This is a genomic window from Kitasatospora purpeofusca, assembly GCF_042691725.1.
GTDB lineage: Bacteria > Actinomycetota > Actinomycetes > Streptomycetales > Streptomycetaceae > Kitasatospora > Kitasatospora purpeofusca_B.
In genome coordinates, this window is record NZ_CP170483.1 from 7,318,622 (window position 1) to 7,333,126 (window position 14,505).

Genomic DNA, 14,505 nt, shown 5'->3' on the forward strand with positions numbered 1-14,505 from the left:
CTCCGCCGCTCCGCCGCTCCGTGCCGCGCCCGCCGGCGTCCCGTAGGGAGCATCGAAAGAGGTACCGCTCAGGGTCGGAAGAATGCGCTTTTCCGACTCCTCCCGCCCGGCCGAGGATGGCAGGTGAACCAGCCCGCCGGGAGGAATCCGTGTCGTCCGTGTCGTCCGTCTCGCCCGCCGCCCAGTCGCCCGCCGACGTCCATCCCGTGGCCAAGCCGCCCGTCGACGCCGGGCTGCTGCCGCTCACCGCCGAGGCGGGCCCCGGCGGGCTCGCCGTCGGCGGGGTGCCGCTGACGGAACTCGCCCGCCGGTTCGGCACCCCGCTCTTCGTCTACGACGAGGAGCACCTGCGCCGCCGCTGCCGGGAGGCCGTCGCCGCCTTCGGCCCGGGCAACGTCGCCTACGCCTCGAAGGCCTTCCTCTGCACCGCGATGGCCCGGCTCGCCGCCGAGGAGGGCCTGCTGCTCGACGTCGCCTCCGGTGGCGAACTGCGCACCGCCCTGCACGCCGGGGTCTCCCCGGAGCGGATCGTGCTGCACGGCAACAACAAGAGCGAGGCCGAACTGCGCACCGCCCTCACGGCCGGCCTGCGGCACGTCGTGGTCGACAGCTTCGACGAACTGGACCGGATCGAGCGCCTGGTCGCCGAGGAGGGCCTGCCGCCGGCCCGCGTCCAGCTGCGGGTGGCGCCGGGGGTCGCGGCGGGCGCCCACGAGGCGATCCGCACCGGCGGGCACGACTCCAAGTTCGGCTTCGGCCTGGCCGGCGGCGCCGCCGAGGCCGCCGTCCGACGGGCCGCCGCCTCGCCGGCCGTCCGGCTGGAGGGCGTCCACGCGCACGTCGGCTCGCAGGTGCTGGACCCGGCCGAACTCGCCGACGGCGCCGCCGCCGTGGCGCGGTTCGCGGTGGACTCCGGGGTGGCCCGGCTGACGGTGGGCGGCGGACTGGGCGTGGCGTACCTGGCGGGCCAGAGCGCGCCGTCCTTCGCGGTGTGGGCCGACCGGGTGCGGGCGGCCGTGCGCGGGGCCGGCTGGACCGGGGAGTTCGGCGTCGAGCCGGGGCGTTCGATCACCGCCCGGGCCGGGCTGACCCTGTACCGGGTGGGCACGGTCAAGCGGATCGCCGGCGTGCGGACGTACGTGAGCGTCGACGGCGGGATGAGCGACAACCTCCGCCCCGCCCTGTACGGCGCGCGCTACGAGGCGTTCCTGCCGCGCTGCCCGCAGGAGCCGCGGCCGCTGCGCGCCCGCCTGGTCGGCAAGCACTGCGAGAGCGGGGACGTCATCATCGACGACGCCGCCCTCCCGGCCGACCTGCGGATCGGCGACGTGCTCGCCACCCCGGTCACCGGCGCGTACGGGTACGCGATGGCGTCGAACTACAACAAGCTGCCGCGCCCGGCCGTGGTCTTCGTCCGGGACGGCGACGCCCGGGTGGTGGTGCGCCGGGAGACCGAGGACGACCTGCTCCGGCTCGATGTGGACGCCGCCGCCGACGCGGCCGCCACTGCCGCCGTCCTGGCGCCAGACCGCCGACGCGTGACCGCTGACCGCTGACCCCACCGAATATGTAGACCGGTCTACCTACAGCGACCCCTCCCGCCGGGCTTCCCGACGGAATAGGTAGACCGGTCTACTTTTTCTCTGCGCTGAATATGCAGACCGGTCTACTGAATCGAGAAGAATCGACCGACCGGTCTACAGAGTCGCCCTCCGCCCCTGACCAGCCGCGATGACCTACCCTGGCCCGATGCTGAACAGCGCCCGTCTGCTCGTCCTGTTGGAGATCGCCCGCCGGGGCACCATCGTGGCCGCGGCGCAGTCGCTGCACCTGAGCCCGTCCGCCGTCTCGCACCAGCTCGCCCGCCTCGAACAGGAACTGGGCGTCGCGCTGGTCGAGCGTCAGCCGCAGTCCCTGCGGCTGACCCCGGCGGGCGTCCGGTTGGCGGAGCACGCCCAGGCGATCGCCGACCTCATGGCCGTCGCCCAGGACGACCTGCGCGCCCACTCCGAGGGCACGGCGGGCGTGCTGCGCCTCGGCTTCTTCGCCTCGGCCGGCCTCGACCTGCTGCCCCGCGCACTCACCGCCTTCTCGGCCCGGCACCCGCAGGTCGAACTCGAACTCATCATGGGCCAGCCGCACGAGCTGCTCCCCGACCTGGAGGCCGGCCGCCTGGACGCCGCGGTGGTCTTCGAGCACCCGCTCGACCCGTGGATCCGGCAGGCCGGCCGCCAGGGCGTGGCCGAGGTCGAACTCTACTTCGACGAGCCGCAGTTGGTGATCGTGCCACTGCGCCACCGGCTCGGGCGGCGCAGCCTGGTCCGGCTCGCCGAGCTCGACGGCGAGAGCTGGATCGGCACCCACGGCGGTTCGACCGGCGAGCCGGTGCTGGAACGCGCCTGCGCCGCCGAGGGGTTCCGCCCCCGGGTGCGCTGCCGCAGCGACCACTACCAGGTGACGATCAACCTCGCCCGGGCCGGCATGGGCGTCGCCCTGATCCCGGCCCTCGGCCTCGCCGACAGCGCCGGTGTGCACGTCTGCCGCCTCGACCACCCACAGCTGCACCGCCGGATCGGCGTGGCCACCCGGGCCACCAACCGCAACCCCGCCGTCCGCGCCTTCCTCACAGAGCTGCGCGCGGCCGCGGGCGAGGTCCGGTCCCTGCTCGAACTGCAGTGGTCCTGACCTCCCCGGCGGCCGCGCGGAGAGCGTCCTGTCCCGACGGAGGCGTCCGGTGGGTCAGCCGGGGCTGATGGCGTGATGGTGGCCCAAGTGGAAACCGTTCAGCTCGCCCCGTCGCAGCCCGGGGCTGTCCGGGTGCGGGGCGAGAACACCGCGTCGAGCGGACCGGTCGGCCGGAAGAGGCGGAGGTGTTCCGTTCACGGCGCGGGCGCGGGCGCGGGCGCGGGCCGGCGAGGGCGAACCGGCCCGTACCCTCCGGGAACGGGCCGTCGCACAGCGCCCGTACGCCCGGCCGGCCCGCCCCACCCCGGCCCACCACTCCGCCCCATCCCGCCCGCCCCGCTACCGCAGCAACACGCAGGTCGCCGGCTCGCCGCGCACCGCGCCCGCCGCGAGCGCCCGCCCGACCTCGCGGATGGCGTGCACCGCCGCCCGCTCCGTGCTCGGCCCGAGCGCCACGTCCCAGTGCGCGATCACCGCGTACGCCACCCGCCGGGTGCCGATCAGCACTCCGGCGTCGGCCCGCACCCCGGTGTCGGTCCCGGTCTTGTTGGCGACCAGCAGCCCGCCGGGCAGCGGATCGGGGAAGCACTCCGCGTACGGGTCGTGCTGGACGAGCGCCGGGACGAGCCCGTGGTCGGTGTTGGAGCGCATCCACCGCAGCAGCCGCGCCGACGCGCCGGGCGTGACCAGGTCGCCCCGGACGGCCAGTGCGACCAGTTGCGCGAGGTCCCGGGCCGTCCCGGTGGCGAACACCGGCGGCACGCCGGGCCCGCGGACGTCGCGGACCCGGTCGTGCAGGGTGAGCCGCTCCAGCCCGAGCTCCCGGGCGAGCCGCTCGGTGGCGGACAGGCCGACCATGCGCAGCAGCGCGTTGGTGGCGGTGTTGTCGCTGACCGAGGCGGTCAGCCAGGCCAGGTCCTCGACCGTCCAGCCGCACCCGCTGCCGCCGTCACCCGCACCCGCACCCGCGCCCACACCCCCGCGCGCGAGCCGCCGCAGCAGCCCGGTGCCGCCGGTCACGTCCTCGTCCTCGATCGGCACCACCGTGTCCGCCCGCAGCTCCCCGGCATCCAGCCGGCGCGCGACCTCGGCCAGCAGCAGCAGCTTGGACGCGCTGGCGACCGGCAGCACCACCGTGTCGTCCACCCCGACCGCGCTCCCGCCGACCCCGCCGGCCCCGCCGACCCCGACGGCCGTCTCCGTACCCGCCTCCGCGTGCGCCCCCGCCTCCTCCTCCGCCTGAGCGTCCACATCCACCGCCGCGACCGCCAGGGTCAACGGCAGTGCCGCCGCCGACCGCGCGGCGGCCGCCACCTGCGCCAGGATCATCGGACCCGTACCACCTCTCCGGCCCGGGCGTCCGTCGGCCGCCCGTCGCGCACCGCGACCTGCCCGGCGACCACCACGGCCGCCACCCCCTGCGGCGGCAGCAGCGGCCGCTCGAAGGTGGCCGCGTCCCGGACGGCGCCCGGGTCCAGTACCACCAGGTCCGCCACCGCGCCGTCGCGGACCACCCCGCGCCCGGCGAGCCGGAAGCGCGCCGCCGGCAGCCCGGTCATCTTGTGCACCGCGCTCTCCAACGACAGCAGTCCCTCCTCCCGGCCGTAGTGGCCGAGGACCCGGGCGAAGCTGCCCGCCCAGCGCGGGTGCGGCCGCCCGGGCTTGGGCACGCCGTCCGAGCCGATCATCGACAGCGGGCTGGCCAGCACCCGGCGGACGTCGTCCTCGCGCATCGAGTGGCTGATGATGGTCACCTCTCCCTGCGAGTCGAGCAGCAGGTCGCACACGTAGTCGACCGGGTCGGCGCCGCTCGCGGCCGCCAGGTCGGCGATCCGGTGGCCCTCCGCCGCACGGCGGGCCGGGGCGGCGGCGACCGCGATGAGGTCCCAGCCGCCGTTGCCGACGGTGTTCTCCCAGCCGTCGACGCCGCCCGCGATGTCCGCCCGGATCCGCTCGCGCACCTCCGGGCGGCGCAGCCGCTCCAGCAGCGCGCCGACCCCGCCCTCGCTGGTCCACGGCGGCAGCATCGCGTGCAGCACCGTACTGCCCGCGGTGTAGGGGTACACGTCGCACAGCACGTCGAGGCCGTCGGCGCGGGCCTGTTCGAGCCGGGGGAGGGTCCGCAGGGTGGCGCCCCAGGCGTGCCGTCCGGCGGTCTTGTGGTGGGAGACCTGGAGCGGTGCGCCGGAGCGTTCGGCGATCTCCAGCGCCTCCTCCAGGGCCTTCTCCACCTGGGACATCTCGTCCCGCAGGTGGGTCACGTACGGCTTGCCGTGCCGGGCCGCGACGCGGGCGAGCGCCACGATCTCGTCGGTGTCGGCGTACGTGCCGGGCGGGTAGATCAGTCCGGTGGAGAGCCCGGCCGCGCCCTGGGCGAGGGCCTGGTCGAGCAGTTCGCACATCGCGGCCAGCTCGTCCGGCCGCGGTGGGCGGTCGGCGAAGCCCATCACCCCGGCCCGCAGCGTGCCGTGGCCGACCAGCGAGGCGAGGTGGTTGCGGCGCAGTTCGGGCCGCTGGGCGGCGGCGAAGGCGGCGAAGTCCTCGGCCGGGCCGACCGGGCCGATGCCGAAGGTGACCCGCAGGTGCTCGGCCAGCTCCGGCAGCCGCTCGGGCAGGCAGGGGAAGAGGCTGCTGCCGCAGTTGCCGCTGATCTCGGTGGTCACGCCCTGGAGGAGCGGGGCGAGCCGCAGTTCCTCCAGGGCGTCCCACGCGGTGTCCGCGCCGTCGGCGGCCGCGTCCGGGCCACCGCGGCCCCCGACGGCGGCCAGGGCGTCGGAGTGCGTGTGCACGTCGATGAACCCGGGGGTGACGACCAGTCCGGTGGCGTCGATGACCCGCACGGGACCACCGCCGACACCGCCCGTGCGATCCGCCCCGCCCGCGCGATCCGCCGCGCCCGCACCCGCGTCCGCGCCGGGCGGCAGCACGGTGACCCGTCCGCCCGCCACCGCGAGGTCGGCGCGCCGCGCCGGCGCCCCGGTGCCGTCCACCAGCAGTCCGCCGCGCACCAGGAGTTCCACGGCCGCCATCACAGCACCGTCGCCAGGAAGGCCCGGGTGCGCTCGTGGCGCGGGGCGGTGAACACCTCGTCCGGGTGCCCGGCCTCGACGACCGCGCCCTGGTCCATGAAGACGACCCGGTCGGCGACCTCGCGGGCGAACCCCATCTCGTGGGTGACGACGATCATCGTCATCCCGCTGCGGGCGAGGTCGCGCATCACGCCCAGCACCTCCCCGACGAGTTCGGGGTCGAGCGCGGAGGTGGGCTCGTCGAAGAGCATCAGGGTCGGCTCCATGGCCAGTGCCCGGGCGATCGCCACCCGCTGCTGCTGGCCGCCGGAGAGCTGGCCCGGGTAGTGGTCGGCGCGGTCGGCGAGGCCGACCCGGTGCAGCAGCTCACGGGCCTGCCGCTCGGCCGCGGCGCGGCCGCGGCCCTGGACGGCGACCGGTCCCTCCATCACGTTCTGCACCGCCGTGCGGTGCGGGAAGAGGTGGAACCGCTGGAACACCATGCCGATCCGCTCGCGCTGGCGCTGGATGTCCTTGGGCCGCCGCTCGCGCAGCGTGGCGCCGCCGGAGCCGGCCGGCTCGTAGCCGATCAGCTCGCCGTTGACGGCGATCCGCCCGGCGTCGATCTTCTCCAGGTGGTTGAAGCAGCGCAGCAGGGTGGACTTGCCGGAGCCGGAGGGCCCGATCACGCAGAGCACCTCCCCGCACCGCACCTCCAGGTCGATCCCGCGCAGCACCTCCAGCTCGCCGAACCGTTTCCGCACGCCGCGCGCCGAGAGGATCACCTCGTCCGTCGCCACCGTCACTTCCCCGCCCCCTTCTTCTCGACGATCTTCTTCTCGACGGCCCTCTTCTTCAGGTCCGCCCTCGTCCCGCCCGGCCGCAGGTTGCGCAGCACCCGCTGCCCCAGCGGCCGGCGCGCCGTCTGCGCCCCGGGGCTGAACCGCCGCTCGACGGCGTGCTGCGCGACGCTCGCGATGGTGGTCAGCACCAGGTACCAGATCGACGCCACGATCAGCAGCGCGATGACCTCGAAGTTCGCCAGGTACAGGTGTTGCGAGACCGTCATCAGGTCGGCGCCCGCGATCACCGAGACCAGCGAGGTGGTCTTCAGCATCGAGATGAACTGGTTCCCGAACGGCGGGATGATCACCCGCATCGCCTGCGGCAGGACCACCCGGACGAGGATCTGCCGGTTGGACATGCCCAGCGCCGCGGCGGCCTCCCGCTGCCCGGGGTCGACGCTCTGGATGCCGGCCCGGACGATCTCCGACATGTAGGCGCCCTCGTTGATCGACAGGCCCAGCAGCGCCGCGACGAACCCGGTGATCAGCGCGTTCGTCTGCCAGCTGACCAGCTTCGGCCCGTCGAACGGGATCCCGATGCTGATCTCCGGGAAGAGCAGCGCGAGGTTGAACCAGAAGATCAGCTGCACCAGCAGCGGCGTCCCGCGGAAGAACCAGGTGTACGCGCCGGCCGTGGTCCGCAGCACCGGGCTGTCCGACAGCTGCATCACCGCCGCCAGCACGCCGATCACGATGCCGGCCACCTGTGAGATGAGGGTCAGCTGGACGGTGACCCACAGACCCTCCAGGACCACCCCGTCGAACTGGTACTTCGCGATGACGTCCCAGTGCAGGTTGGGGTTGACGATGATCGTGTACGCCAGCCAGACGGCCGCGAACGCCGCCACCAGCACGGCCACCCACCGCCCGGGCCGGGGCCGCCCGGTGATCCGCAGCGACAGGTCGTCCTCGGGCGGCGCCGTCGGCGCGCTCTTCGTCGCGACGCCCGCGCCCGCGCCCTCGCCCCGCGGGGCGTCGCCCGCTCTCATGCCGTCGCCCACCGCGCTCACTGCCCGACCGTGTTGACGGTGGCCTTGGTGACGGCGCTGCCGGTGACCTCGTACCGGTCCAGCACCGTGCGGTACTCACCCGAGTCGATCAGCTCCTGGAGCGCCCGCTGCACCGCGTCGCGCAGCCCGCTCTCCTTCTTCGCCACCGCGATGCCCCACGGCGCCGTCCCGTACTGCTCGGGCAGCACCTGGTAGGCGGTGTTCTTCTGCGCGAACATCTGCGCCACCGGGTAGTCCACGATGGTGGCGACGGCCCGCCCGCTGTCCAGCTGCAGCAGCCCGGTGGGCGCGTCCTCGCTCTGCGAGATGGTCATCTTCTCGGCGCACTTGGTGTTCTGCTGCTCGCCGATCTCCAGGTTGGAGCTGCCCTTGGCCAGCACCACCTGCTTGCCGCAGAGGTCCTCCAGGGACTTGATGCCCTGGGGGTTGTCCTTGGTGGTCATGACGACCCCGCCGGTGCGGAAGTAGTCGACGAAGTCGACGGCCTGGCGCCGCTGCTCGCTGTCGGTCATCGAGGACATCACCAGGTCGAACCGGCCGGCCTGGAGGCCCGGGATCAGTCCGTCGAACGAGGCGTTGGTCATCTCCAGCTTCAGCCCGAGCTTCGCCGCGAGCGCCGCGGCGAGGTCCGGGTCGACGCCGGTCAGCTCGGTGGTGCCCGTCTTGTACATCTCCATCGGCGGGTACCCCACGGCGGTCGCCACTCTCAGCACGCCGGCCTGCTTGTACTTGCCGGGCAACAGCTCGGCGGAACTCTTCCCGGCGGTGTCGGCCCCGGCGGCCGCGCCTGGCGCGGCGGCGGAGCCCTGGTCGGAGCGCCCGCAGGCGGTGGCGGCCAGGGCCACCAGCGCCAGCGCGGCCAGACAACGCAGGGGACGGGGGCGGTTCATCGGCATCTCCCTCGGGCGGTGACGGTCCGCCGATGCTGGCAGCCGCCCCCAGCTGAATGGAAGATGATGAAACTATTGCCCCCTGACCAACCAAAAACGTACGCCTCCCCCCCCGCCCGCACACGCGAAAGCGCCGACCGGACACCGCCCGGTCGGCGCTTTCGCGAGGTGCGGCGGGTGTCAGACCCGGGAGGGGGCGTCGCTCCCCGGGGTGTGGGGGGCCGGGTCGGTGGCGGCGGCGGTCTCCATCAGCTCGCGCTTGACGGCGGCCAGGGTGGGGTTGGCCCAGGCGCTGCGGACGCCCCAGGCGTAGAAGGCCAGGCCGATCACGGCGACGACGAGGAGGTCCCAGCCCTCCGGCAGGTAGCCGTGGCCGCCGAAGTCGGCGGAGCCGGCCCAGGAGACGCCGGCCATCACGAAGAGGTAGGCGATCATCCAGGCGCCCGCCTTGAGGTGCGGCTTCAGCTCGGCGAACGGCTTGCGCAGCTCGTACCAGGCCCAGATCGGCAGGCCGGCGGCCATCAGCAGGATGACCTTGCCGGTGAGCGGCCAGCGGGCCCAGTACAGCACCAGCGAGCCGAAGACCATGGCGACCGGGGCGATCACCGGCATCGCGCGCAGCCGGACCGGGCGCGGCAGCTCCGGCGCCAGGCGGCGCAGCGCCATCACGGCGACCGGGCCGGTGATGTAGGAGATCACGGTGGCCACCGAGACGATCTCGGCGAGCGAGCCCCAGCCGCGGAAGACCGCGAGGAAGCCGAAGGCGACGACCAGGTTGAGCACCAGCGCCGGGCGCGGGATGCCGGTCCTGCGGTCGACCTTGCCGAAGACGGACGGCAGGTGGCCGTTCTCCTGGACGCCGTGGATCATCCGGGAGGTGGTGGCGGCGTAGATCATGCCGGTGCCGCTGGGGGAGACGAAGGCGTCCGCGTACAGCAGCAGCGCGAGCCAGTTCAGGCCCCAGGCGATGGCCAGGTCGGCGAGCGGCGAGGTGTAGCCGAGGCCGCCCCAGCCGTTGGACAGGTCGGCGGTCGGGACGGCGCCGAGGAAGGCGATCTGCAGCGCGACGTAGATCACCAGGGCGATCAGGATCGAGCCGATCACCGCCTTGGGCAGCGACTTGCCGGGGTTGCGGGCCTCGCCGGCCAGGTTGAGCGGGGACTGGAAGCCGTTGAACGCCCAGACGATGCCGGAGACGGCCACCGCCGTGAACACCGCGCTCCAGCCGTTCGGCGCGAAGCCGCCGTGGTCGGTGAAGTGCTTGGTGTCGAAGTGCGAGAGCAGCAGCGCCCCGGCGGTGAGCGAGGGCACGACGATCTTGAACACGGTGATCGCCGTGTTGGTCTTGGCGAACAGGGTGATCGCGAACCAGTTCAGCCCGAAGTACACCAGCAACAGCACGCTGGCCAGCGCCACACCGCTGACCGACAGTTCCTGCCCGTCGTACAGGCCCTTGGCCCAGCCGTAGTCCCAGGAGCTCATGTACTGCACCGAGGCGGTCGCCTCGCCGGGGATGACCGAGACGATGGCGATCCAGTTGGCCCAGGCGGCCAGGTACCCGGCCAGCGAGCCGTGCGAGTACTGCCCGTACCGGACCATGCCCCCGGCCTTGGGGAACATCGACCCCAGCTCGCTGTAGGTGAGCGCGATGGTCAGGGCGACGGCCGCCCCGATCACCCAGGCGACGATCGACGCCGGACCGGCCAGCCGCGCCGCCCGCTCGGCCCCGAAGAGCCAGCCGGACCCGATGATCGACCCCAGCCCGACCGCGGTGAGGCTGATGGTGCCGAGCGAGCGGCGGTAGTGCTGGTGTGATGCCGTCGTCGACTCGGGTTCACTCACCGTATCGGTCCTCTGTCTCATGGTGTCACTCGGTTTTCCGGACAAACGGAGACAGCCTAAACGGCGAAATCGGGCGAAACCTCAGATCAGCCTCAAATGCGAGCCAAAGCACCTGATTGTTGTCATCTCGTGCCCGAACCATCACACCTTTGGCGGTACGCGGCGGAAGGGCCGGCGAGGGCTGGGCGAGGGGCCGTCCGGGTGCTCGGCGACGGGGCCGGCGAAGAAGTCGGGAAAAAGAAAATTCCCCGTGCGAACTCTTTCGAGTTCCCACGGGGAATCCATGGTGTCCGAGGGGGGACTTGAACCCCCACGCCCGATAAAGGGCACTAGCACCTCAAGCTAGCGCGTCTGCCATTCCGCCACCCGGACGGGGTGTGTGCTTCGGGGATTTCCTGCTCGCCCCCTCGGCGACAGAGAGAACATTACCAGGGTTTCGGTGTGCTTCTCACCTGCGTTTCCCCGGTGGGGATGGTGGGGGCCGGGGGTATGGGTCGCAGGTGTGCGCGAAGCGGTGGTTCGACGGCGGTAAACGGTCGAGTTGCGGACGGTGAACAGTCGGGAACGGGCGAGGGTGGTCCGACACGGGCAAGTTGTCGACGGTGCCCCGGCCGCGGGGGCGGCTCTCCTAGCCTCTGTGCACCGAGGGCGCCATGAGCGGAACGCCTGATTCCCGGGTCGCGGACGAAGGGCGGCTGGACGTGGAGCGGATCAGCGAGGAAGAGGCGGCGGCGCGGGGCGGCCCCGTCGAGGGGGTGTGGCGGTTCACCGTGCCGGCCGAGCACGCCTCCGTGCCGCGCACCCGGCACGCGGTGCGTGACCGGCTGCTCGCCCAGGGCCTCGCGGAGATCCGCTACCAGGAGCTGGTGGACGACCTGCTGCTGATCGTCTCGGAGCTGGTCGGCAACGCGGTGACGCACGCCGCCGAACTGTCGCCGGAGGTGACCACCGAGCTGGCGGTGCGGGGCGGCTGGGTACGGGTCTCCGTCGAGGACGGCGACCCGTACCGGCCGAAGGCGCTGGCGGCCGACACCGGGCGGACCGGCGGGCGCGGGCTGCTGCTGGTGAAGAGCGTCACGCTGCAGGCCGGCGGGGTGTGCGACGTGGAGAAGGCGGGGGAGGGCGGCAAGGTCATCTGGGCCTCGCTGCCGCTCCCCCAGGGGTGCCGGGGCTGACCGGGCCGGGGCACGGCGGCGGCCCGGCGGTCCGCCACGCGCTCCCGGCGGTCCGCCACGCGCTCCCGGCGGTCCGCCACGCGCTCCCGGCGGTCCGCCACACGCTCCCGGCGGTCCACCGGGAGCGCCGGGCGGTCTACCAGGAGTTCCCGGCGATCTCGCGGATCCCCGGCAGGGCGGCCTCGAAGACGGTCCGGAACCACACCGAGAACGGCCGCTCGGCCTCCAGCGCGCGCAGCTCCTCGGCGGTCACGAAGGCGTAGTCGTCCACCTCCTCCGGGGCCGGCCGCACCGGTCCGGTGACCAGGCCCACGAACAGGTGGTTCCACTCCCGCTCGATCAGCCCGGACGCCTCGTCCGGAAGGTCGTAGCGGACCGTGCCCGCCTCGCAGAGCAGCGCCGGGGCGACGCCCAGCTCCTCCGCGGTCCGCCGGGCGGCGGCCACGAACGGCGGCTCGTCGGGGTAGGGGTGGCCGCAGCAGGTGTTCGACCAGACGCCGGGGGAGTGGTACTTGCCGAGCGCCCGGCGCTGGAGCAGCATCCGGCCCTGCCGGTCGAAGAGGAAGACCGAGAACGCCCGGTGCAGCCGGCCGGGCTGCTGGTGGGCCCAGAGCTTCTCCGCGGTGCCGGTCGTCACGCCCTCGTCGTCGACCAGCTCCAGCAGGATCTCCCCCGGCGCACCGGAGGGCCGCGCGCCGGTGTCCACGTCCGTCTCGACGTCCAGGCCGGTGTCCAGGCCGGTGTCCAGCCCGGAGCCGAGCGGGGCTCCGCGGCCGGTGCCGGCGCCGGAGCCCGCGCCGGGTCCGGGCTCGGGGGCGAGGTGGGTCGGGTGGTCGGTCGGCAGACTCTGCGGCATGAGGCCTCTTTCGGCAGCTTCGGGAGCACTTCGGGAGCACGGGGAGCAACCAGGGCTCGCACCGGTGGCGTCGCGCCCCAGTCTGCCGTACGGGTGGCACCGCGCAGGGGTCCCACGCACAACCGGGCGGGACGGGGGCCTCCGGGAGCCGGGGAGGGGCGCCGGACCCGCAGACCTGTTCGGAATGTGTTCGATCTGTGTTCGACGCTCCGACCGCGTTCGGGCCGGTCGTCGTGGTCGCCTACCATCACATAGGACACCGCGGCCGCATCTCGCGGCCCCGGCGCGCCATCGCCGGTCACCCGGAGACTCCCGGTAGCCGCGCGCGGCCGCGCACCGCACGACGGATCAGGAGACCCCGCATGATCGGCCTCGTTCTGGCAGCCGGCGCAGGCCGCCGACTGCGCCCGTACACCGACACCCTGCCCAAGGCGCTGGTGCCGGTCGACGGGGAGCGGACCGTACTGGACCTCACCCTCGGCAACTTCGCCGAGGTCGGCCTGCGCGAGGCGGCGATCGTGGTCGGCTACCGCAAGGAGGCGGTGGAGGAGCGCAAGGACGCCCTGGAGCGGAAGTACGGCGTCAAGCTCACCCTGGTCGAGAACGACAAGGCCGAGGAGTGGAACAACGCCTACTCGCTCTGGTGCGCCCGCGACCTCTTCACCGAGGGCCTGCTGCTCGCCAACGGCGACACCGTCCACCCGGTCTCCGTCCAGCACACCATGCTGGAGGCCAACGCCCGGCTGGCCGCCGAGGGCCGCGAGGCCGGCATCCTGCTCGCCCTCGACACGGTCAAGCGGCTCGCCGACGAGGAGATGAAGGTGGTCGTGCACCCGACCGCCGGCATGCGCCGCATCACCAAGCTGATGGACCCGGCCGAGGCGACCGGTGAGTACATCGGCGTCACCGTGATCAACCCGTCCGCCGCCGCCGACCTCGCCGACGCGCTGCGCGCCACCTACGAGCGCGACCCGCAGCTGTACTACGAGGACGGCTACCAGGAGATGGTCGACCGCGGCCTGCGGATCGACGTCCAGCCGATCGGCGAGGTCTCCTGGGTCGAGGTCGACAACCACGACGACCTGGCGAAGGCGCGGGAGATCGCGTGCCAGTACTGACCCGCCTGGTGCCCTCGCCGGTCTTCGTGGAGATCCGCCCGGGCGCGCTGGACGCGCTCGGCGGCATCCTCGCCGACCAGCGGCTGTCCGCCTCGGGCCGGATCGCGGTGGCGATCAGCAACGGCTCGGGGTCGCTGCTGCGCGCCCGGCTGGAGCCGGCGCTGCCCGGTGCCGACTGGTACAGCGTCGAGGACGGCAGCCTCGACAGCGCGGTCCGGCTGGCGGACGAGATCCGCGGCGGTGTGCACGGCGGCCACTACGACACCGTCGTCGCCCTCGGCGGCGGCAAGATCATCGACGTGGCCAAGTACGCCGCCGCGCGGATCGGCCTGCCGCTGGTCTCCGTCCCGACCAACCTGGCCCACGACGGCATCTGCTCACCGGTCTCCACCCTCGACAACGACGGCGGACGCGGCTCCTACGGGGTGCCCAGCCCGATCGGCATCGTGATCGACCTGGACGTGATCCTGGGCGCCCCGCCGCGCTTCGTCGCGGCCGGCCTCGGCGACATCGTCTCCAACATCTCGGCCTGCGCCGACTGGGAGCTGTCGCACGCCGAGACCGGCGAACCGGTGGACGGACTGGCCGTGGCGATGGCCCGCTCGGCCGGTGAGAACCTGCTGCGGCACCCGGGGAACCTCCAGGACCGGGGCTTCCTCACGGCCCTCGCGGAGGCACTGGTACTGTCCGGCATCGCGATGAACATCGCGGGCAGCACCCGGCCCTCGTCGGGCGCCTGCCACGAGATCTCGCATGCCCTGGACGTGCTGTATCCCAAGCGGTCCGCCCAGCACGGCGAGCAGGTCGGCCTCGGTGCCGCCTTCGCCAGCTTCCTGCGGGGCGAGCGCGAGCTGACCGGTCTGATCGTGGAGCGCCTGGCGCACCACGGGCTGCCGGTGACCGCCGCTCAGATCGGCTTCACCGAGGCGGAGTTCACCGAGGCGGTGCACTACGCTCCGAACACCCGGCCGGGCCGCTTCACCATCCTCGAGCACCTCGACCTCTCCCCTTCCGCAATCAGGGACGCGTACGCCGACTATGTCCAAGCCGTCAACAGCTGACCGCTCCGCCGCGGG

Annotated in this window: 12 protein-coding genes and 1 tRNA gene; 5 read left to right on the forward strand and 8 right to left on the reverse strand. The window is 73.3% G+C overall.

The annotated features are described in order from the left end of the window. The first annotated feature begins 149 nt into the window (after nucleotides 1-149). Entirely contained in the window at nucleotides 150-1,556 is a 1,407-nt protein-coding gene (lysA, locus tag ACFCLZ_RS31625) for a diaminopimelate decarboxylase (protein WP_380281310.1), read from the forward strand. Nucleotides 1,557-1,749: 193 nt separating this feature from the next. After that, nucleotides 1,750-2,685 carry a LysR family transcriptional regulator gene (locus ACFCLZ_RS31630; RefSeq protein ID WP_380281311.1) on the forward strand — a complete coding sequence of 312 codons (936 nt, stop codon included), beginning with the start codon at nucleotides 1,750-1,752 and terminating at the stop codon, nucleotides 2,683-2,685. A 339-nt stretch (nucleotides 2,686-3,024) separates the two neighbouring features. Here the strand turns inward: ACFCLZ_RS31630 and ACFCLZ_RS31635 are convergent, their stop codons facing one another. The 7 genes from ACFCLZ_RS31635 to ACFCLZ_RS31665 all read right to left on the reverse strand — a co-directional run bounded on the left by ACFCLZ_RS31635 (nucleotide 3,025) and on the right by ACFCLZ_RS31665 (nucleotide 10,652). Continuing rightward, entirely contained in the window at nucleotides 3,025-4,014 is a 990-nt protein-coding gene (locus tag ACFCLZ_RS31635) for a serine hydrolase (RefSeq protein WP_380281312.1), read from the reverse strand. Continuing rightward, entirely contained in the window at nucleotides 4,011-5,714 is a 1,704-nt protein-coding gene (locus tag ACFCLZ_RS31640; protein ID WP_380281313.1) for an amidohydrolase family protein, read from the reverse strand. The genes ACFCLZ_RS31635 and ACFCLZ_RS31640 overlap by 4 nt, the downstream gene beginning before the upstream one ends. Then, entirely contained in the window at nucleotides 5,714-6,475 is a 762-nt protein-coding gene (locus tag ACFCLZ_RS31645) for an amino acid ABC transporter ATP-binding protein (RefSeq protein ID WP_380286344.1), read from the reverse strand. The genes ACFCLZ_RS31640 and ACFCLZ_RS31645 overlap by 1 nt, the downstream gene beginning before the upstream one ends. A gap of 20 nt (nucleotides 6,476-6,495) precedes the next feature. Continuing rightward, nucleotides 6,496-7,548 carry an amino acid ABC transporter permease gene (locus ACFCLZ_RS31650; RefSeq protein ID WP_380281314.1) on the reverse strand — a complete coding sequence of 351 codons (1,053 nt, stop codon included), beginning with the start codon at nucleotides 7,546-7,548 and terminating at the stop codon, nucleotides 6,496-6,498. Beyond that, nucleotides 7,545-8,438, reverse strand: a complete 894-nt coding sequence (locus ACFCLZ_RS31655; RefSeq protein ID WP_380281315.1) for an ABC transporter substrate-binding protein — start codon at nucleotides 8,436-8,438, stop codon at nucleotides 7,545-7,547. Before ACFCLZ_RS31655 ends, ACFCLZ_RS31650 begins: the two co-directional genes overlap by 4 nt. A gap of 180 nt (nucleotides 8,439-8,618) precedes the next feature. After that, nucleotides 8,619-10,301, reverse strand: coding sequence for an APC family permease (locus tag ACFCLZ_RS31660; RefSeq protein WP_380281316.1), 1,683 nt, complete (start codon nucleotides 10,299-10,301; stop codon nucleotides 8,619-8,621). Nucleotides 10,302-10,564: 263 nt separating this feature from the next. Beyond that, nucleotides 10,565-10,652: transfer RNA gene (locus ACFCLZ_RS31665), tRNA-Leu, on the reverse strand. Nucleotides 10,653-10,933: 281 nt separating this feature from the next. On the opposite strand from ACFCLZ_RS31665, the gene ACFCLZ_RS31670 reads away from it, so the two are divergent. After that, entirely contained in the window at nucleotides 10,934-11,455 is a 522-nt protein-coding gene (locus tag ACFCLZ_RS31670) for an ATP-binding protein (RefSeq protein WP_380281317.1), read from the forward strand. Between the two features lie 136 nt (nucleotides 11,456-11,591). On the opposite strand, the gene idi is transcribed toward ACFCLZ_RS31670, so the two are convergent. Beyond that, on the reverse strand, nucleotides 11,592-12,311 hold the full coding sequence (gene idi / locus ACFCLZ_RS31675; protein WP_380281318.1) for an isopentenyl-diphosphate Delta-isomerase: 720 nt from the start codon (nucleotides 12,309-12,311) through the stop codon (nucleotides 11,592-11,594). A 362-nt stretch (nucleotides 12,312-12,673) separates the two neighbouring features. On the opposite strand from idi, the gene ACFCLZ_RS31680 reads away from it, so the two are divergent. Together ACFCLZ_RS31680 and ACFCLZ_RS31685 are read left to right on the forward strand one after the other, a co-directional pair. Then, nucleotides 12,674-13,429: a sugar phosphate nucleotidyltransferase gene (locus ACFCLZ_RS31680; RefSeq protein WP_380281319.1), complete on the forward strand. Its 756-nt coding sequence runs from the start codon at nucleotides 12,674-12,676 to the stop codon at nucleotides 13,427-13,429. Next, the gene (locus ACFCLZ_RS31685) at nucleotides 13,417-14,490 is read left to right on the forward strand and encodes an iron-containing alcohol dehydrogenase family protein (RefSeq protein ID WP_380281320.1); all 1,074 of its coding nucleotides are present in this window, start codon (nucleotides 13,417-13,419) and stop codon (nucleotides 14,488-14,490) included. The genes ACFCLZ_RS31680 and ACFCLZ_RS31685 overlap by 13 nt, the downstream gene beginning before the upstream one ends. The last annotated feature ends 15 nt before the right edge of the window (nucleotides 14,491-14,505 follow it).